The sequence below is a fragment of the Rahnella sp. CJA17(1/100) genome, assembly GCF_963881615.1.
In the GTDB taxonomy this organism is placed as follows: Bacteria; Pseudomonadota; Gammaproteobacteria; order Enterobacterales; family Enterobacteriaceae; genus Rahnella; species Rahnella aceris.
In genome coordinates this window covers 298,185-312,893 of record NZ_CAWOJA010000022.1, presented here as the reverse complement: position 1 = coordinate 312,893, position 14,709 = coordinate 298,185, and the positions used below count along the sequence as shown (strand labels likewise).

The following is a 14,709-nucleotide window of genomic DNA, read 5'->3' as shown; positions in this document are numbered from 1 at the left end:
AAGCTCCGCTTCTCTGAGTAGCCTTGCTTTTCTGCTCTATGATTGAAAAGGAAAAGAGATAGTCCCAAATTATTCAGGAGGATTTGATGTAAGATGTGATGCGAAGATGTATTTTACTGACTATTCTACGCTAGAAACGTGAGTTTCCAGCGGTCATCAAGGTCGAAATGATAGATTATTTTAAGATTTCAAATTTAAGAGAATACTTATTCGCAGAAATTCTTGATTTTCACTGTTTCACACCCCCTCATTTTTTCCAAAAAATTTGCAATGTATTTTTACATCTCTCAATAATCTTGAATCTTGAAGTAATTGAATTTACATCCTCCAATTTGGACTTATATGCGCCTAAATTGGCAAAGAGTACACCGTTCTCCTTCATATTTCTAACTCACATACTTAGTGCCAGGAATGCATCGGAATTCATAGTTCCGCCAGTGATAGTTATTTAAATTATATATCACCTACTGCTCGTAATGGTTGAAGCGTTAAAGTGTACTTTTAAAGCAGTATTTTCGTAGTAGATCACGTTGATAGGTTTAAATTCGGACTCTCAGATCTTCCTCCGTACTATTTAAATTCTATCCCCAAATCTTATATGTAAGCATCTTTGAGTTATATAGTTTACAAACATAACGCCTCATTATAATGATTAAATCTCACTTAAATTAATAATTCTATCTGCGGATGCAATAGTGGATTGACGATGGGCAATGATTATTCTGGTGATATCTAGATTAGAAATAGTATGATTAATCTCACGCTCATTTTTTTCGTCCAGATGACTAGTAGCCTCGTCCATAAAAATTATTGATGGCCGTCGATATAAAGCCCGGGCAATAAATAGTCGCTGACGCTGTCCACCGGATAACCCCTCCCCCAGCTCCCCTACAAGAGTGTCATATCCCATTGGCAAGGAAATTATATCATCGTGAATGTTACTCATTCGAGAGCACTGATGTAACCAGCTTTCGTCAACAGATTCACTAAATCCTGCGATATTTTCTCTTAAAGAGCCTGCCAACAGCCTATCTTCCTGCAAAATGCATGAAACAGCTCGGCGATAATTATCGATGCCGCTAATATTAATATCCTTACCATCGGCAAAAACTCTACCTTCACTTGGGGTAATCAAGCCAGAAAGTACTTTCATCAACGTAGTTTTGCCACATCCAGATTGCCCCGTAATAGCAACACTCTCCCCTGCTTCAATAGTTAGATTAATGTTAAAAAAAACATGAGGACTTCGAGGATCATGGCGGAATGAAAGGCCAGAGGCTTCAAGCTTTATTGCTTTCCCAGACTGATACAGATTGGATAAAGTCCCCTTTATTTCTGTCTCAGAATGCGTTATGTCAGCTATGCGCTCGCAGTGTAATCTGAGCATACGGAGCCGTAGGGACATGTCAGTTAAAGACATAGCTCTGTTTGTAAAAATTTCCCTGTAGGTTCCAAATGCAACAAACGCCCCAACAGATAGCTGATGTGTGAGCACTGCCATTACGCCTAGCCAGAGAATTACAATATTATCGACTGCGCCTAAAAGACTACTTACAGCATCATAGAAAACGTTGAAACGTCTACGATTGATACCTGCATTAGTAGCATTAACTTCGAGAGTCAGCCAGTTTCGACGTCTCTTTTCTTGTAAGCCTTGAGCACGAATTGTAGCAATGGCGTAAAGGGACTCCGTGAAATGCGAACTTACTGCTGCATTTTTAATTATCTGCTCTTCCGCTAGTTGTCGATATCTGGGGAAAGTTACGATTCGCATAGCCAAAGAGAGTAATACAAAGCCTAAGACTATTGAACTGAGTAAAACTCCTCCATATGCCATAAGTAGGAGTAAAGCCCCAACAAGCATAATCCCATCGATAATGCTCCCCGTAATGTCGTTGATAAAGCTATCTCGTATTACATCAAGTGAGGAAAAACGCGATTGGACATCCCCCACTTTACGCTTTTCAAACCACACTAAAGGTAAGTTAAGTAAATTTTTTAATAAACCATCCTTCCATTGAACATCTGTCAACGCATCAGTAACCATTACTGTCCATGACCGTATCAAATTAAGCCCGGTCTGAAGCAAAACCATTACTAACAGTGATAGAATTACAAGCTCTAAAAGGCTTTTGTCCGAAGAAGGAATTACGTGATCCAGAGCTATCTGTGTTCCTACAGGAAGTAACAAACTTACTGATTCAATCATTAGTGAAAGTAAAAATACCTTTGCTAATGCAGGAATAAATCCACTTATCCCTCGCATAAGTTCAAGTGGTTTGACTCGCCTTATTTTTTTCCGAAAAGTGAATGTCCTGTTAGGCCATAGTTCCAAAGCCGCTCCAGTAAAATGCTGCATCAACATTGTCAAACTGATTTCACGTCTACCTGTCGCAGGATCGTGAATTACTGCAGAGTTAGTTGATAACCTGTCGAGAACCACGAAATGGTTGAAGTCCCAGTGAAGTATACAAGGCAGTTGCAGTTGAGACAGTTCTTCGGCCTCCAGTGATAATGCTCTACCACTTAAGCCTATATCACTAGCTATTTCATAGAGAGTTCCCAGAGTAGCACCACGTGATGACAACCCCCCCAGACTTCTCAAAGAAAACAAGTCTGTGTGATGCCCATGCCAGCCGGCGACCATTGCTATACATGCGAGTCCACACTCAGCATTTTCTGTCTGTAAGACAACAGAGAGTCGCTGACGCAATGAGAAATTCAGATTACGCTGCAGCCAATTAAGCAATTCGTTATTCATTATCTTCCCCCTTTAGACTTTGGCTTAGTTCAAATAATGGGGATAGTATCCATTGCCACAGCTGCCTTTTTTCCAGAGACAATGTGCAATCTGCGCGTAATCCATTACCAGGCCTGATTTGACGACCTTGCCAGATGAAGTTTTTGAGATCGGGTATTATGACCAACCGATACCAGTTTTGAGGGTTATTTTCCACCGGGAGTGTATTGTTTGCATCTCCACCGCGTTCACGGTAAGTAGATGGTGATGATGATATTTCAGAAACATATCCGGGGAAATAACCAAATTTCTCTGTAGGAAAGGCGCTGTAATGAATTTTGACAGGCTGGCCAATGCGAACGAAAGGGGCAGCATTGTCTGGTATCCACATAATAAGTTCCCAGTGAGGTGCTCCACCAGGAATAATTTGCGCTAAGGCATCGCCCTGGCTGGTAGACTGTCCCACCGTCATGTTTGTGCTATCAACCCTGCCGCTTACAGGAGAAGTAACGATGATTTCACTAGCTGCGTCATCTTCAGATAACTGACGCGTGAGTTCATTTTTTTTCATTTCCATGCGTAAAATTTCATTTTCATAATCGCTTGCACGAGTGCGTATCTCGTTTTCAAGTGAAATTACCTGTAATTCATTTTGTTCACGCTGTGTGCTTAGTGTCAGCAAATCATTTTGCTGCTGATAAAAGATAGATGATTGCTGAGAGAGTTGGTCGCGTGTAATTAGGCCGTCATGCTGATATTTCCTATAACTTTCCATGTTACTCTTCATTTCTTTTAAACCATCTCCAGCCTGTTTAATCATGCTCCCAGAATTTATTAATGATTTTTTGTAACTATCTCTTTGTGCCTCCAGCCCCGCAATATTTACAACTTTACTTTGCTTTAAGCTAATAATTATATTGTCAGCATTTTTAATCTGATCCTCTGTATTATGACGCTGCTGAACACTTACTACACCACTGCGAGTCATCTTGCTAACATCGATAGCATAAAGAGATTGCCCTTTCTTAACTTTATCTCCTGCCGTTACAAATTGGGTTATAACAAATCCTTGTGAAGGTGCAATAATATGTACGGCACGAGGAACAGACAGCAATTCACCACTCACTGTAATTTTTCGGGTATAAGAACCTTGACTCAGAAGCAGAGTCAGGGCAGAAAAAAATATAACGGTGAAGCATAGTATAAACCAAGCAGGCAATCCCTTTGTTAACAGAGCATGTCCTGCCCATGCTTGAGCGCGATAAGTTAGCGCCGCCTCATTATAAAAAGATTTCTTAGTCATTAATATTAAGCGCGCTATTTTATGTAAAAAAATATTATTTAAGGCTACGAAAAACGGCAACTTGAAAGCTGCCGTTATATAACTATTAATCAACGGTTTTTGCCGCCGCCTCTTTGCGAACTTTGATTGCCACGATTACCATTGTTGTTACTGCTACCATTTCTACCGTTAGATGCAGTGCCATTCACGTCAGGGGCATTAACTCCACATCCTGCATGAAAACTTACTGAGGTGGAAGTTCCACCATGCCCGTCAGAATGACTTGTGTAACTGCCCCCTATGGAGCAACTCCCAATTGAAAAACCACCTGCTACAACGTTCATTTCAACTGTTGAAAGCTCGCGCATTATCGAATCTCCTAATTACAATTGTTTGCGAAAATAACATTTTTACTTCTCATCAATAAAATCCATTGAGAAGGTGAGTTGGCATAATGGATATTGGATATGCCAAATTTTTCAAGAGAAAGGGGTTCATATGAAAACCACTTTTCCGGAAATTTATCTGAATAATTCTCTTCTAACTGTGGGCAATAAGGGTATTTAGAGTCAACATTAATTTTATGGTAAAAAATCAGTTCTCTAGATTTGATTTTCTTTACTTCTGGGGACTCAAAGAAGCTATTTCTCGAAAAATCCTTATTCGTATCCAGCTGAAACTCTTTTTCAGGACTGTTTACACCACCGTGCAGTAATAGGTAAGAATCTTTTCCTATGAATTTATTTCTTGCAGCAGGAAATAGATAATTTGCGCAAGCAGATGCGCAAACAGTACGAATTGTTATATTAATATGATTTTCCCACATCCAATCAGCTATATCGAGAGCAGCTTCAACGTCACCTCCCATACTATTGATTGAAATGGATTCAATTTTATCTGGGTGTGGGAAATTACTTAGTGTTGTAAAAGATTGTTTTGATATAAGACCATCAAAGTAGACAACATTTCCCTTCTGAACAATGACGGATTTTTCCTGAAAAGGTTTGATATCAGGTATGTCTATTCCAGTAAAACTGTAACCAATAGGTGAATAAGATCCCATTAGAGTAACAACTAAGAATCTCAGTATCCTCAGTGTATAAAAATAGTCATTATTCAAAACGATTTTCAGAAAACTTTTTTCGTGACTTGAGGTTTTGGCAGATAGCATTGACACATCTCCTCCCTGGAGAAATATAAATTGATGCCACAATGTAAGCGATACAAAGAAGGTCAATGGTGCTTTTTGTGTAAGCTACTCGTAACGAAATATAAAGTTAACTTTAAATATGTAAATATTTGTAAATTCACCTTGAGATTACTCTAACGCTTTACCAAAGCTTTTAGAGTATAAAACCATCTGTTTGGAGTTAACCTTTCGTATGCGTTGTTCACGCTGCCACACTCTCCTGCGAGTAAAGCTTTCGAGAGTTTTTTGCTTCCGTCCGAGACGAATTATTCAAAGATACTAAAATGCAGCCTTTAGAATGCCTACTGTATGGTTCAGAAAATTATCTCTTTTAGCCTATGAGCCCCCCTGCTACCTTAGATGACAGCCATCGTCCTAAAAAAGGGCTGATAGGCCATTTACCCTGCACTAACATGGCATTATTAGGCCAATTGTTCAGAACACGATCACAGCTAAGCATTTTCATTAACAATTTCTATTGAGTAGATATGCAAGTTATTACTTGCTATAAATCTTCGCTTTCATGAAAAAAAGATAAAAGGTCTGAAAGGATGAACAATACTAATTGGAGTTGGGAAACACATTTCAATATAGACAGCTCAGTGCTTCTTAAGATAGTGGTGATAACCCTTCTTTCACTTTGGGGCTATGCTGAACTGCGGAAAAGAAGAAAAAAAAACCAAATTTAGAAGCTTCAATCTCAAAAGCCAACGCGAGAGAACGCCATGAATGGCGTTATGTTAGACGTCCATTTAAGGTGATACAGATTGCATTTACTCTGTATATTTTATGGTCAGTCATTCAGTACCTTTTAACATAAAGCAGTTAATATTTTCATCATAGTTTTAGTCCTTTGCCTGATACTTCTGATTTACTCTGATCGTTTTTGGAAAAGAGCCGATTCATCTGCTTCTTAGGCATTGATATATATATATTTTCTTCGCCGATAATCTGCAACCCTGGAAATATTATCGGCAGCTATGATGGAGGAGTCGATGAGAAATTAGAGGCTCACTCGCTATTTAATTATGATGTAGGTCAATCTAATAAATGTGACCTGATCCTTGAAGTAGGGTCAGTAGTCAAGTCTTCGTCCTTACTAATGCATAGTTAATGAGTCACTCTTTTATCAACCTCCTTTCAGAAAAATCTATGCTATCGAAACATTGATAACGGATGGCAAACATATAATTAACTATTTGCTAACATTATGTGTTAATGGAATATAAATCATATTTTCGCGATCTATATCACACAAAATTTGAACAAAAAGTTCATAACTAGATATGTTGAAAAACCTTTCTAAATTAAAGATCGCTTGGAAACTTACTTTAAGGATTGTAGAAATGACTAAGAAAGTTGATATCGTCAAGGTTAAAAGCCCTGCTGGATGGACACCAAACATACACAATGCAGTTGAAGAAGAGAAAACTGAGAATATTTTGCATGAATGCGATACGCAGCAGCAAGCAATTGCTTGGGCAGAAAACAAAGGATATGAAATAAACATCCATAGAGAAAGAAATAGAAAACCGGCTGATAAACACGGTCAATTTAGAAAACAATAAAATTTCTTAATTGATAAATAAATCACGAATAACAAAACCAAGATCACTAAGCTTTATAGATAGTGGTTGAGATTAATGTTTAGCGATTCGAATGAGGAAAGGTGCTTATTGGGCTTTCCTCTTTTTAAATTATCTATTATCGTATCAGCAATAAAGACCAGCACTCTATTGACAAAGAGATGAAATAGTAATAATGATGTAATTGAATGTTCAATTCCAGATATGAAAAGGAGTTCATATGGAAAAACAATTATCAATGCCTCACATTGCCAAAAGTATAGCCCCCGTAATTAAAAAATCCTCAAATCTTACCGATCTGATACCAGGAACACTTAGAACCCATTGTGTCAGTGTCCGGCTTAATAACGCAGAATTGAGCAAGCTGAACACCCTAAGAGGTAATTACGCAAAAGGTGAATGGCTTCGCATGGCATCCCTCCAAAAATTACCCCCCATTATACCCGCTATTAATACCGAAGCGTGGAAGGCATTTTCTGAAATATCACAAAAGCTAAATCGTATTGCTCTCCATATTGATAGCAAGAGCAAAGAAAGCCAGCTTACTCATACTGAATTATTCGCTGTTAAGCGACAACTGGAAGAGCTCCGCTGCAACTTGCTAAGAGCAGATTTCTGGAGTGTCCCTCGTGAAGGGAATGCAGAAGATACGCAGAGGTAAGAGCTTCGCTGGTGTAGTCCTATACGCATTAAAAGCTGGAACCCACCATGGAAGCGATCCAGCCGTCATTGGCGGGAACCTGTTGAGCGACTCTGCCATTGGACTAATCGCTGAATTCGATACAAGCAAACAGCTTCGCCCAGACGTTGCCAAACCAGTTTGGCATAACTCGCTTCGTTTACCTGCAGGTGAATCACTGTCAAAAGACAAATGGGTTATGTTCGCAGACGACTACATGCAACGCATGGGCTTCTCAGAAACGCATCTTCGTTGCTATGTCCTACATGATGATTCAGCAGGCCAGCACATACATATCATCGCAAGCCGCATAAATCTCAGTGCCGGTAAGCTTTACCTGGGCAAGAACGAAAATCTCATCAGCACTCGTATCATTAGTGAACTTGAAATCGTTAATGGCCTTACTATTACCAAAGCAGCATCTTCAACCAAACCGGCACAACCGAAGCGGAAGAAGTTATCCCGTAGCGAAGAGATGCTTGAAGCACGAACGTCTTCACCCTGCCCTAAGAAATCGCTGCAGTTCATACTTGATAAAAGTTTAATCGACAATCCAGATCTTCAAACTTTTATTAACAGGCTTGGTGACGAAAACGTAATCTGGAATGCAAATGTTGCCTCTACCGGAAAAATGAACGGGTTCTCTTTTGAATATAATGGCATCGCGTTCAAAGCCTCACAATTGGGCAAGAGCTACTCCTGGGCCAATCTTCAAAAACGACTTAACTACAACGCAGAACACTTACAGGGTCTAAGAGCCAGCATATCTACAAAAGAGGCTCCTGCTCCTGCTCCTGCTCCTGCTCCTGCTCCTGCTCCTGCTCCTGCTCCTGCTCCTGCTCCTGCTCCTGCAAGGATTTTGTCGTATAGACAGAAAGAAACACTAAGTATTTCTGAAAAAATTGCTTCTCTCGATTCAAAAATTGATGTTAAGGAGGATAAACGCAAACGCATAATCAAGGCCGTTTTCGATTTACAAAATTCACAAAGAAGTAAATCTGCAAACGTTACTCGTTTTAACTCATGGCTCTTATTGATTAACTTATTGAAAAAAATAGGTTTCTCTTTATTGTATCCAGTCAGAAACTTTAAGAACATCTTCACTGTTCACCGCTTTCCCCCTCCTGTTCGTTCTCAGTTTACTGCAAATCTTAAACAACAAAGATAACAACCAATTTCATCGGCCTGAAAGCAACCATATCGAAAGTAGGGATTAATCCATTGATTTCACGAGATTGATTGATCGGTTTAACAGATCGATAATTTATTTTTGATAGGTTATAGCTATCACAAGTAAGCCATCGATCGGTACAAACGTTTTTACTTCAGATTGGTAAACATCGAAGATTCATCGAGATAAGTTTAAACGTGGTTAAAAAATATCTATGTGGAAAATAAAATGAAAAAATATACTTTTGTTGCAGCAGTCATAATTTCTTCTTTCCTGCTTGCAGGGTGCGATAGCGAGCCCTCAGAAAATGATATTTCAAATGCATTAAACAAGTCTATAGAGAGTGGGAATTCTGCAGTTCGAGCCATTAACCCAAATGCTCCGGAAGCAATGCTTAGAACGCTAAACTCTGTTAAGAAAATTGATTGTGCAAAAGAATCTGATAAAAGTTACAAATGCAATGCTGAAATAAGTATTAACAATCAAAACAGAACTACCCCTGTTAGATTACTCAAAACTGACGATGGTTGGAAAGTGATCGGCAATTAATGATTAATTCCCTTAAAAAAGCTCCCTTCTGGGAGCTTTTTTTTCTAAATAATCACAACCTTGCTCTCTTTCTCGCACTTCCCTTATTTAGAATCCCTCTGCTTATCTCACGCTTCTCATACTGAGCTTTCAATTCAACGTATACTTGCTCTAACCTCACCTGATTCCCTTCAATGTAATCTATCAATGTATTTAACTGAAAGAAAAGCACCTCTTTATGTGGTAGTTCTTTTATAAGGTTGCCTTTTAGACATTTAAATACGCAACAGAACATCTGCATAATATTATCAATGTTTTTAGTTGAACAGCAATACTGAGAATTTGGGTAGAAATACTTAAGATGATACCCGACAAAAACCAAATACAACTTATATGTGAATATTTCATCTTCTGGGTTATACGTGTCATTGATATATTTATCGATGAGCATGATTAGCTGTTCTTCTCTTGTTAGAGAATCTATTTTATTATCCATAAATTGCATCCTTGCAATAGTTTTGTCTTCCTGACTTAATTAAATAATTATCAGCTTTAGCGCAATTGTCAATAGGTAAAACCTATCAACCTAAAAATAAATAACAAAAATATCATCATACTAACTCAATCATTATTATTTACTTTTGATTAAATGGTTGATTCAAGTTCTCAGGTGAAACACCATGCCTGTAAGCATTATACTGCCAACGGGTAAACTGTTCCTTATACCTTTTGTTTTGGCTTTTTAATGCATCGTTCTCAGCTTTAAGATTTAATATTTGCTGTGCAGCAATAGCTAAATTTGCTGGTTTCTTTAAATCAGACGCTTTCAAATTTAGTATATTCTTTTTAATTCTATACGCTTCAACAACTTCATTATGTGAACTTAGTGATTGCCTTGTTATGGTTCTGCTTAATTTCTTGTGTATTGACTCACACAAATTATCCCAAGTGATTTTTCCATCCCACGTTTTTATAATGTTTGTTATCGCCTTTATCTCGTTATTACTCAAATGTTTTGCCATGTGAATTTCCTATTTTAGTTATCTAATAGACTGTTTATCCTGCTCAAATTAGCATCATGATGTTTGAGCCATTTGTCAGCACCATACTCACCATTTTCAAATGCTACTTGAGTTGCCCCCTTAAATTTTATTATTCTATCTCTGATGACGATAAGCCTATTCTTATCAGCCGGTTTTAGCTCTTTTAATTGATTGCATGTCTCGATATATTGATTGATTTTTTCACAAGGTAGAATTGCATAATCATGTATACAATAACCGCGTTCTGTCAAATGTAGTGCTCCATGCTGAACATCATTCAAATTCACAGCTAATACCGAAGATGAAATCGGCTCCTTATGGCAGTAAGAGTTTACATGAAAATTAATAGATCCAACTTTTTCCACCATCTCTTCTTCTGAGACATGGTTATAAACACGATTCTGATTTACATTGACTCGACCAGACCATTTAGAGATATCTAATTCCGACATTTCACCGTAATGAGCAATTGTGTTTAAAAGATGTCTTGGCTGGTGTGAACGAATGAGTAGTGGCTTTCCTTCCTCATCAAAGAAACCATATCGAGCAAAGATATTTTTATAACCATACTCATGACTTTCTTTCCATTGCATATCAACGGAAAAGAATCCTTTAGTAGGTTTATACAGAGAATAGATATTCGTCATTCGTGACAAAACAAGCTGATTATCATTAAGTAAACATAATGCATTACTATATTTTATAGATTTTTCTTTATCAAACCATGGGAAATTTAGGCTAAATCCTGAACGAATCATTTTCCATAGTTCAGTCAATGTGTATGCGTAATCACTTGAATTAAGGAAGGTCTTATTGCCATCAAGACTCGTCCTTTTAACTTTCAATATACATGCTTTTTTGTCATGCAAAGGATATCCCAATGCATGGCAGACCTGCTCAACTGTTAATTTATCTTTTTCATCGACCAATGGACACAGTTCATGTCGATAAAACTCGTCAGGGTGATCTTCGCACCATATAGCCAGTGACCTTGCATTTCGAGAGAGATGACGTAGCCTTCTGACAGCCTTCTTTGCAACTGGCACCATAACTTGTGGAATCCACTTTATATTAGGCCCATATCCCTTAACTGAATAAAATCTCAAAGCATATCTTTCAATTCCCTTGCTATCTTGCTGGATAATTTCACAATCAGCAGGTAAAGCTAAAATCTCAGAAATTCGGCTTGGACAACAGAGGAGAAGCGCAAATACTGAACTTGTAAACATATCTCTTTGGCTCATTACATCATCATCTTTTGAAAAGATATCTGCAATAGCTAATAACGCAGACTCATTGGGCAATTTATCTTTTCTTTGATAGTCATCTATGACTGGAATATAATTATTTTTAACTTTTTGTTTTACCGAATTTTTCCAAGCTATATAGCCAGCTTTTACAAGATTATGTTCGTAAAGGAAATTGGATAATCTTTCAAGCTGTGTTCCACATTGTGCCAAAACATTACCCTTGAAATGTTTTCTTCCGATTTGCATTGCTTCATCAAAAATTATGGTTGTAACATTATAAATGAAACCATTACTACAAATCTGCAAAAGTGCTTGTTCAAGACACCTCAATGCCATCATCACAGATCCATAGCTCTTTAGCGGTTTTAGTGAGTGTTGATACTTAATGTATGATTTAGCAAAATTAGCAAACTCGTCATGCATTGCATCTGCAGAACTGAATTTTTTACACCCCACGCCGATCTTCCTAAATGTCGTAACTCCTTTCCACACACAGTTATCCCAATCTTTAATTTGAGTAAATCCAATCAATTTATAATGGCAAAATTTTATGAAGTTATTATAATTATCCTCCACATTTATTGAATATTTAGATTTAAACAAAACGATATTATTCATTAACTGTTATCCTTAATATCTTCAAATGGGATAAAAAAAGGACATTGATCACAAGGGTAATCTGAATTTTGCGCTTGACATATTTTTTTCGAGAAAAACTTAAAAGCCAGGTCTTTTTTCGATTTCATCCCATACATAAAAATATCTGCTAAAAATGAAAGTTGCTTTGTAACAGCATTATCTATCCTTTCTGCACTATCGGCTAAGTTCTTAATATAAATCCCAACACTTGAAGTCGAAGAGTGGTCAAGCAATTCGGCAATGACGCTGGCATCATGACCATCCTGAGCCAGCAGTGTCGCTATCGTATGACGAAGTCTTCTTGGATTAATTTTTAGTAACAAACCTGTCCGACTTGAAATTAAATTTTCAAATTTAACTATTCTAGTTAATGCAGCATGGGCTATTGAAGGCTTTGCATTTAATACATCATTATTAGTTAGCTCAAATATATTTTTTGTTTTCTCTAACTTGCAGAGGCTTTGCTTGTTTAGAAATATAGGAATTTCTCCTTTAACCTTATCATCAAGAGACATGCCAAGAGCTTTCTCAACAAGACCAACTGAATCATTGGCTTGCTTAACTATAATCGAAGCCAGGTGCGGGATTATAGCAATATCCCGATATTGTTGTTGTACATCTCGTTGTTTAACTCTTGGCATACTAATTAAGAATTCAGTTAAATCGCCACTTATATTCTTTTTTTTAATATCTTTATATTTTAACAGAACTAACTGCTGTGGCCTTCTTCCTGTCATGCTAATTAATAACGATATCGCATAATCTGATAATGATAATTCCCCTTTGCCATACGCATTAGTTATAGCTTTGATCAATGAATCAAGCTCATGTTTAGTTAATGGTCCTACATTCGGGTCGTCTTGCAAAACTGCCTGCCCAAATTTCTTTATTTTAAGATCGAAGTGTTTCAATAACTCAACTGCATTTTCATCAACTCCAGGATATCCAAACTCGAACCATTTAATAATAAATGGTCTTAAAACCCGTAAATTTGTAGGGTGGATATCTTTATATTGAATCACTGCCTTATCATTAATGCTTTCTGGCTGTATGTTCTTAATGAAATGCACCATATGATTAATTATGGTTTTTACGTAAGAACGACTATTACTACAAGCATATTGCTGCAATGTATTTATGAATCCATTAAGCAAGTTTACATTCATAATCTCGATTAAATTGCTAATACTTATTTTACTGTTCTCATCTAAACCTAATACCCTCTGGACGATAATGGTTTTACCTTCATTAGATTCTAGATTTTTATTGTTTTGCATAATATTATTCATTACACATTCCTTTAAATAGTGTCTTTTGAAGATCAATTGATGTCTTTTTCGAAATTTCGACAATATGCCTGCGATTATAGATTAATGAAGTGTCTGAACCCGGTCTCCATCCCATTAGGTAAGAACGGATTTGCTGTTCCTTTTCATCTGAGATGCCCCCTATTTCATCTATTGCTTTCGAAAACTCATAGTTCCAAGTATGTCTAAGTTTATGACCTGTCAATCCATCTAAAAGTGAAGATGATTGTCGAACAACGCTGACTATTTTATGATAGGAGGAAAATGATAGAGGTTGTCCCTGGGTTCGGCCTTCCTTGTAAGTAACAAAAAGAAAATCGTTCTTTTTCGCGTTTTTAATTTTACGTCTATCATTTAAAATATAGTCTGAAATTTCCAGCATTAGTGTTGTATCAACACTCAGCTTTCTCTCACAAGTTTTAACCAATGGCTGGTATACTCGTGGATCTGATCTATCATTAGGTCTTCTTCTTATAGAGATTGTTGATTCTGAAAAATTTATATCGCTAATCCTTAAATTCAAAAGCTCACCAACTCTAATGCCAAATGAGTGAAGCAACAGAAATATCAGATTATTCCTTTTTTGTACATTTATTGAAAATGGGTTTGAATTACTACCGGGTGCAAGCATGTTAAATAAGGAATCAAGTTGATTTTCATCTAAACTTTTTTCAATATTCATATTATATTTACTGTTGTTCCTTGGCTGTTTTCTTTTTATGTTTTTAATGAAAATCTGTATCTCTTTAATCTTATCTTTCTGGCTTGAAAGAGAAAGATGAATTTTGCATAACCATTCTAGATAGTTAGCAATTGTTGTTACCCTGAAATATCTAGTTGGAATTTTAACAGCAATATCTTTAAAACTGTTAGGTTTTGCTTTCTTGAAATTGATCGATGTATACTCTATCAAGTCATCGATTTCATTAGGAGTCAGAAATATCATCTTCTGAATTCTTTCGTCAATCTCAATGTTCTTATTGTCAAAAAAGCGATATAGCAATGAAATGTTGCCTGCTATCACTTTCATTGTTGATATTGACTCAGAACGATTCCTGACTTGTGTTGTTATATACAGATTAGGATAAAAAAGTGGTTCCCCTGTTTCTTTATCAACAATATGACAATATCTTTCACCATTTTCAAACATAAATGAATCCACGCAAATACTACACATATATTCCTCCTAAAGTTTACAAAAAGTATAGTTCTAATATATTAGTAATAGACGGTTTTTAAATTTACAAAAAAAATTAAAGAGAATATTCTTAAAATTATATGCAAATCAATATATA

12 protein-coding genes are annotated in these 14,709 nt (G+C 36.8%); 4 read left to right on the top strand and 8 right to left on the bottom strand.

Annotated features, from left to right (window positions below):
* Positions 1 to 652: 652 nt before the first annotated feature.
* The 3 genes from AACU55_RS12945 to AACU55_RS12935 form a co-directional block, all read right to left on the bottom strand.
* On the bottom strand, positions 653 to 2,761 hold the full coding sequence (locus AACU55_RS12945) for a peptidase domain-containing ABC transporter (RefSeq protein WP_134705574.1): 2,109 nt from the start codon (positions 2,759 to 2,761) through the stop codon (positions 653 to 655).
* Positions 2,754 to 4,136, bottom strand: a complete 1,383-nt coding sequence (locus AACU55_RS12940) for an HlyD family secretion protein (RefSeq protein WP_134705573.1) — start codon at positions 4,134 to 4,136, stop codon at positions 2,754 to 2,756. The genes AACU55_RS12945 and AACU55_RS12940 overlap by 8 nt, the downstream gene beginning before the upstream one ends.
* A 265-nt stretch (positions 4,137 to 4,401) precedes the next feature.
* The gene (locus AACU55_RS12935; RefSeq protein ID WP_134705572.1) at positions 4,402 to 5,193 is read right to left on the bottom strand and encodes a hypothetical protein; all 792 of its coding nucleotides are present in this window, start codon (positions 5,191 to 5,193) and stop codon (positions 4,402 to 4,404) included.
* A 1,364-nt stretch (positions 5,194 to 6,557) separates the two neighbouring features.
* On the opposite strand from AACU55_RS12935, the gene AACU55_RS12930 reads away from it, so the two are divergent.
* From AACU55_RS12930 to AACU55_RS12915, 4 genes are all read left to right on the top strand, one after another.
* Complete coding sequence (locus tag AACU55_RS12930) at positions 6,558 to 6,779, top strand: hypothetical protein (RefSeq protein WP_134705571.1); 222 nt, start codon at positions 6,558 to 6,560, stop codon at positions 6,777 to 6,779.
* A 238-nt stretch (positions 6,780 to 7,017) separates the two neighbouring features.
* Complete coding sequence (locus tag AACU55_RS12925; protein ID WP_167686139.1) at positions 7,018 to 7,458, top strand: hypothetical protein; 441 nt, start codon at positions 7,018 to 7,020, stop codon at positions 7,456 to 7,458.
* Positions 7,427 to 8,644, top strand: coding sequence for a relaxase/mobilization nuclease domain-containing protein (locus AACU55_RS12920; protein WP_134705570.1), 1,218 nt, complete (start codon positions 7,427 to 7,429; stop codon positions 8,642 to 8,644). Before AACU55_RS12925 ends, AACU55_RS12920 begins: the two co-directional genes overlap by 32 nt.
* Before the next feature lie 231 nt (positions 8,645 to 8,875).
* On the top strand, positions 8,876 to 9,196 hold the full coding sequence (locus AACU55_RS12915; protein ID WP_134705569.1) for a cell wall-binding protein: 321 nt from the start codon (positions 8,876 to 8,878) through the stop codon (positions 9,194 to 9,196).
* Between the two features lie 52 nt (positions 9,197 to 9,248).
* Here AACU55_RS12915 and AACU55_RS12910 read toward each other — a convergent pair whose 3' ends face one another.
* The 5 genes from AACU55_RS12910 to AACU55_RS12890 all read right to left on the bottom strand — a co-directional run bounded on the left by AACU55_RS12910 (position 9,249) and on the right by AACU55_RS12890 (position 14,591).
* Entirely contained in the window at positions 9,249 to 9,671 is a 423-nt protein-coding gene (locus AACU55_RS12910; RefSeq protein WP_134705568.1) for a hypothetical protein, read from the bottom strand.
* 139 nt (positions 9,672 to 9,810) lie between these two features.
* Positions 9,811 to 10,197 carry a hypothetical protein gene (locus AACU55_RS12905; protein WP_134705567.1) on the bottom strand — a complete coding sequence of 129 codons (387 nt, stop codon included), beginning with the start codon at positions 10,195 to 10,197 and terminating at the stop codon, positions 9,811 to 9,813.
* A gap of 14 nt (positions 10,198 to 10,211) precedes the next feature.
* Positions 10,212 to 12,086, bottom strand: a complete 1,875-nt coding sequence (locus tag AACU55_RS12900; RefSeq protein ID WP_134705566.1) for a DNA-binding protein — start codon at positions 12,084 to 12,086, stop codon at positions 10,212 to 10,214.
* Positions 12,086 to 13,396: a tyrosine-type recombinase/integrase gene (locus AACU55_RS12895; protein ID WP_134705565.1), complete on the bottom strand. Its 1,311-nt coding sequence runs from the start codon at positions 13,394 to 13,396 to the stop codon at positions 12,086 to 12,088. Before AACU55_RS12895 ends, AACU55_RS12900 begins: the two co-directional genes overlap by 1 nt.
* Positions 13,389 to 14,591, bottom strand: a complete 1,203-nt coding sequence (locus AACU55_RS12890; RefSeq protein ID WP_134705564.1) for a tyrosine-type recombinase/integrase — start codon at positions 14,589 to 14,591, stop codon at positions 13,389 to 13,391. Before AACU55_RS12890 ends, AACU55_RS12895 begins: the two co-directional genes overlap by 8 nt.
* Positions 14,592 to 14,709 lie beyond the last annotated feature (118 nt).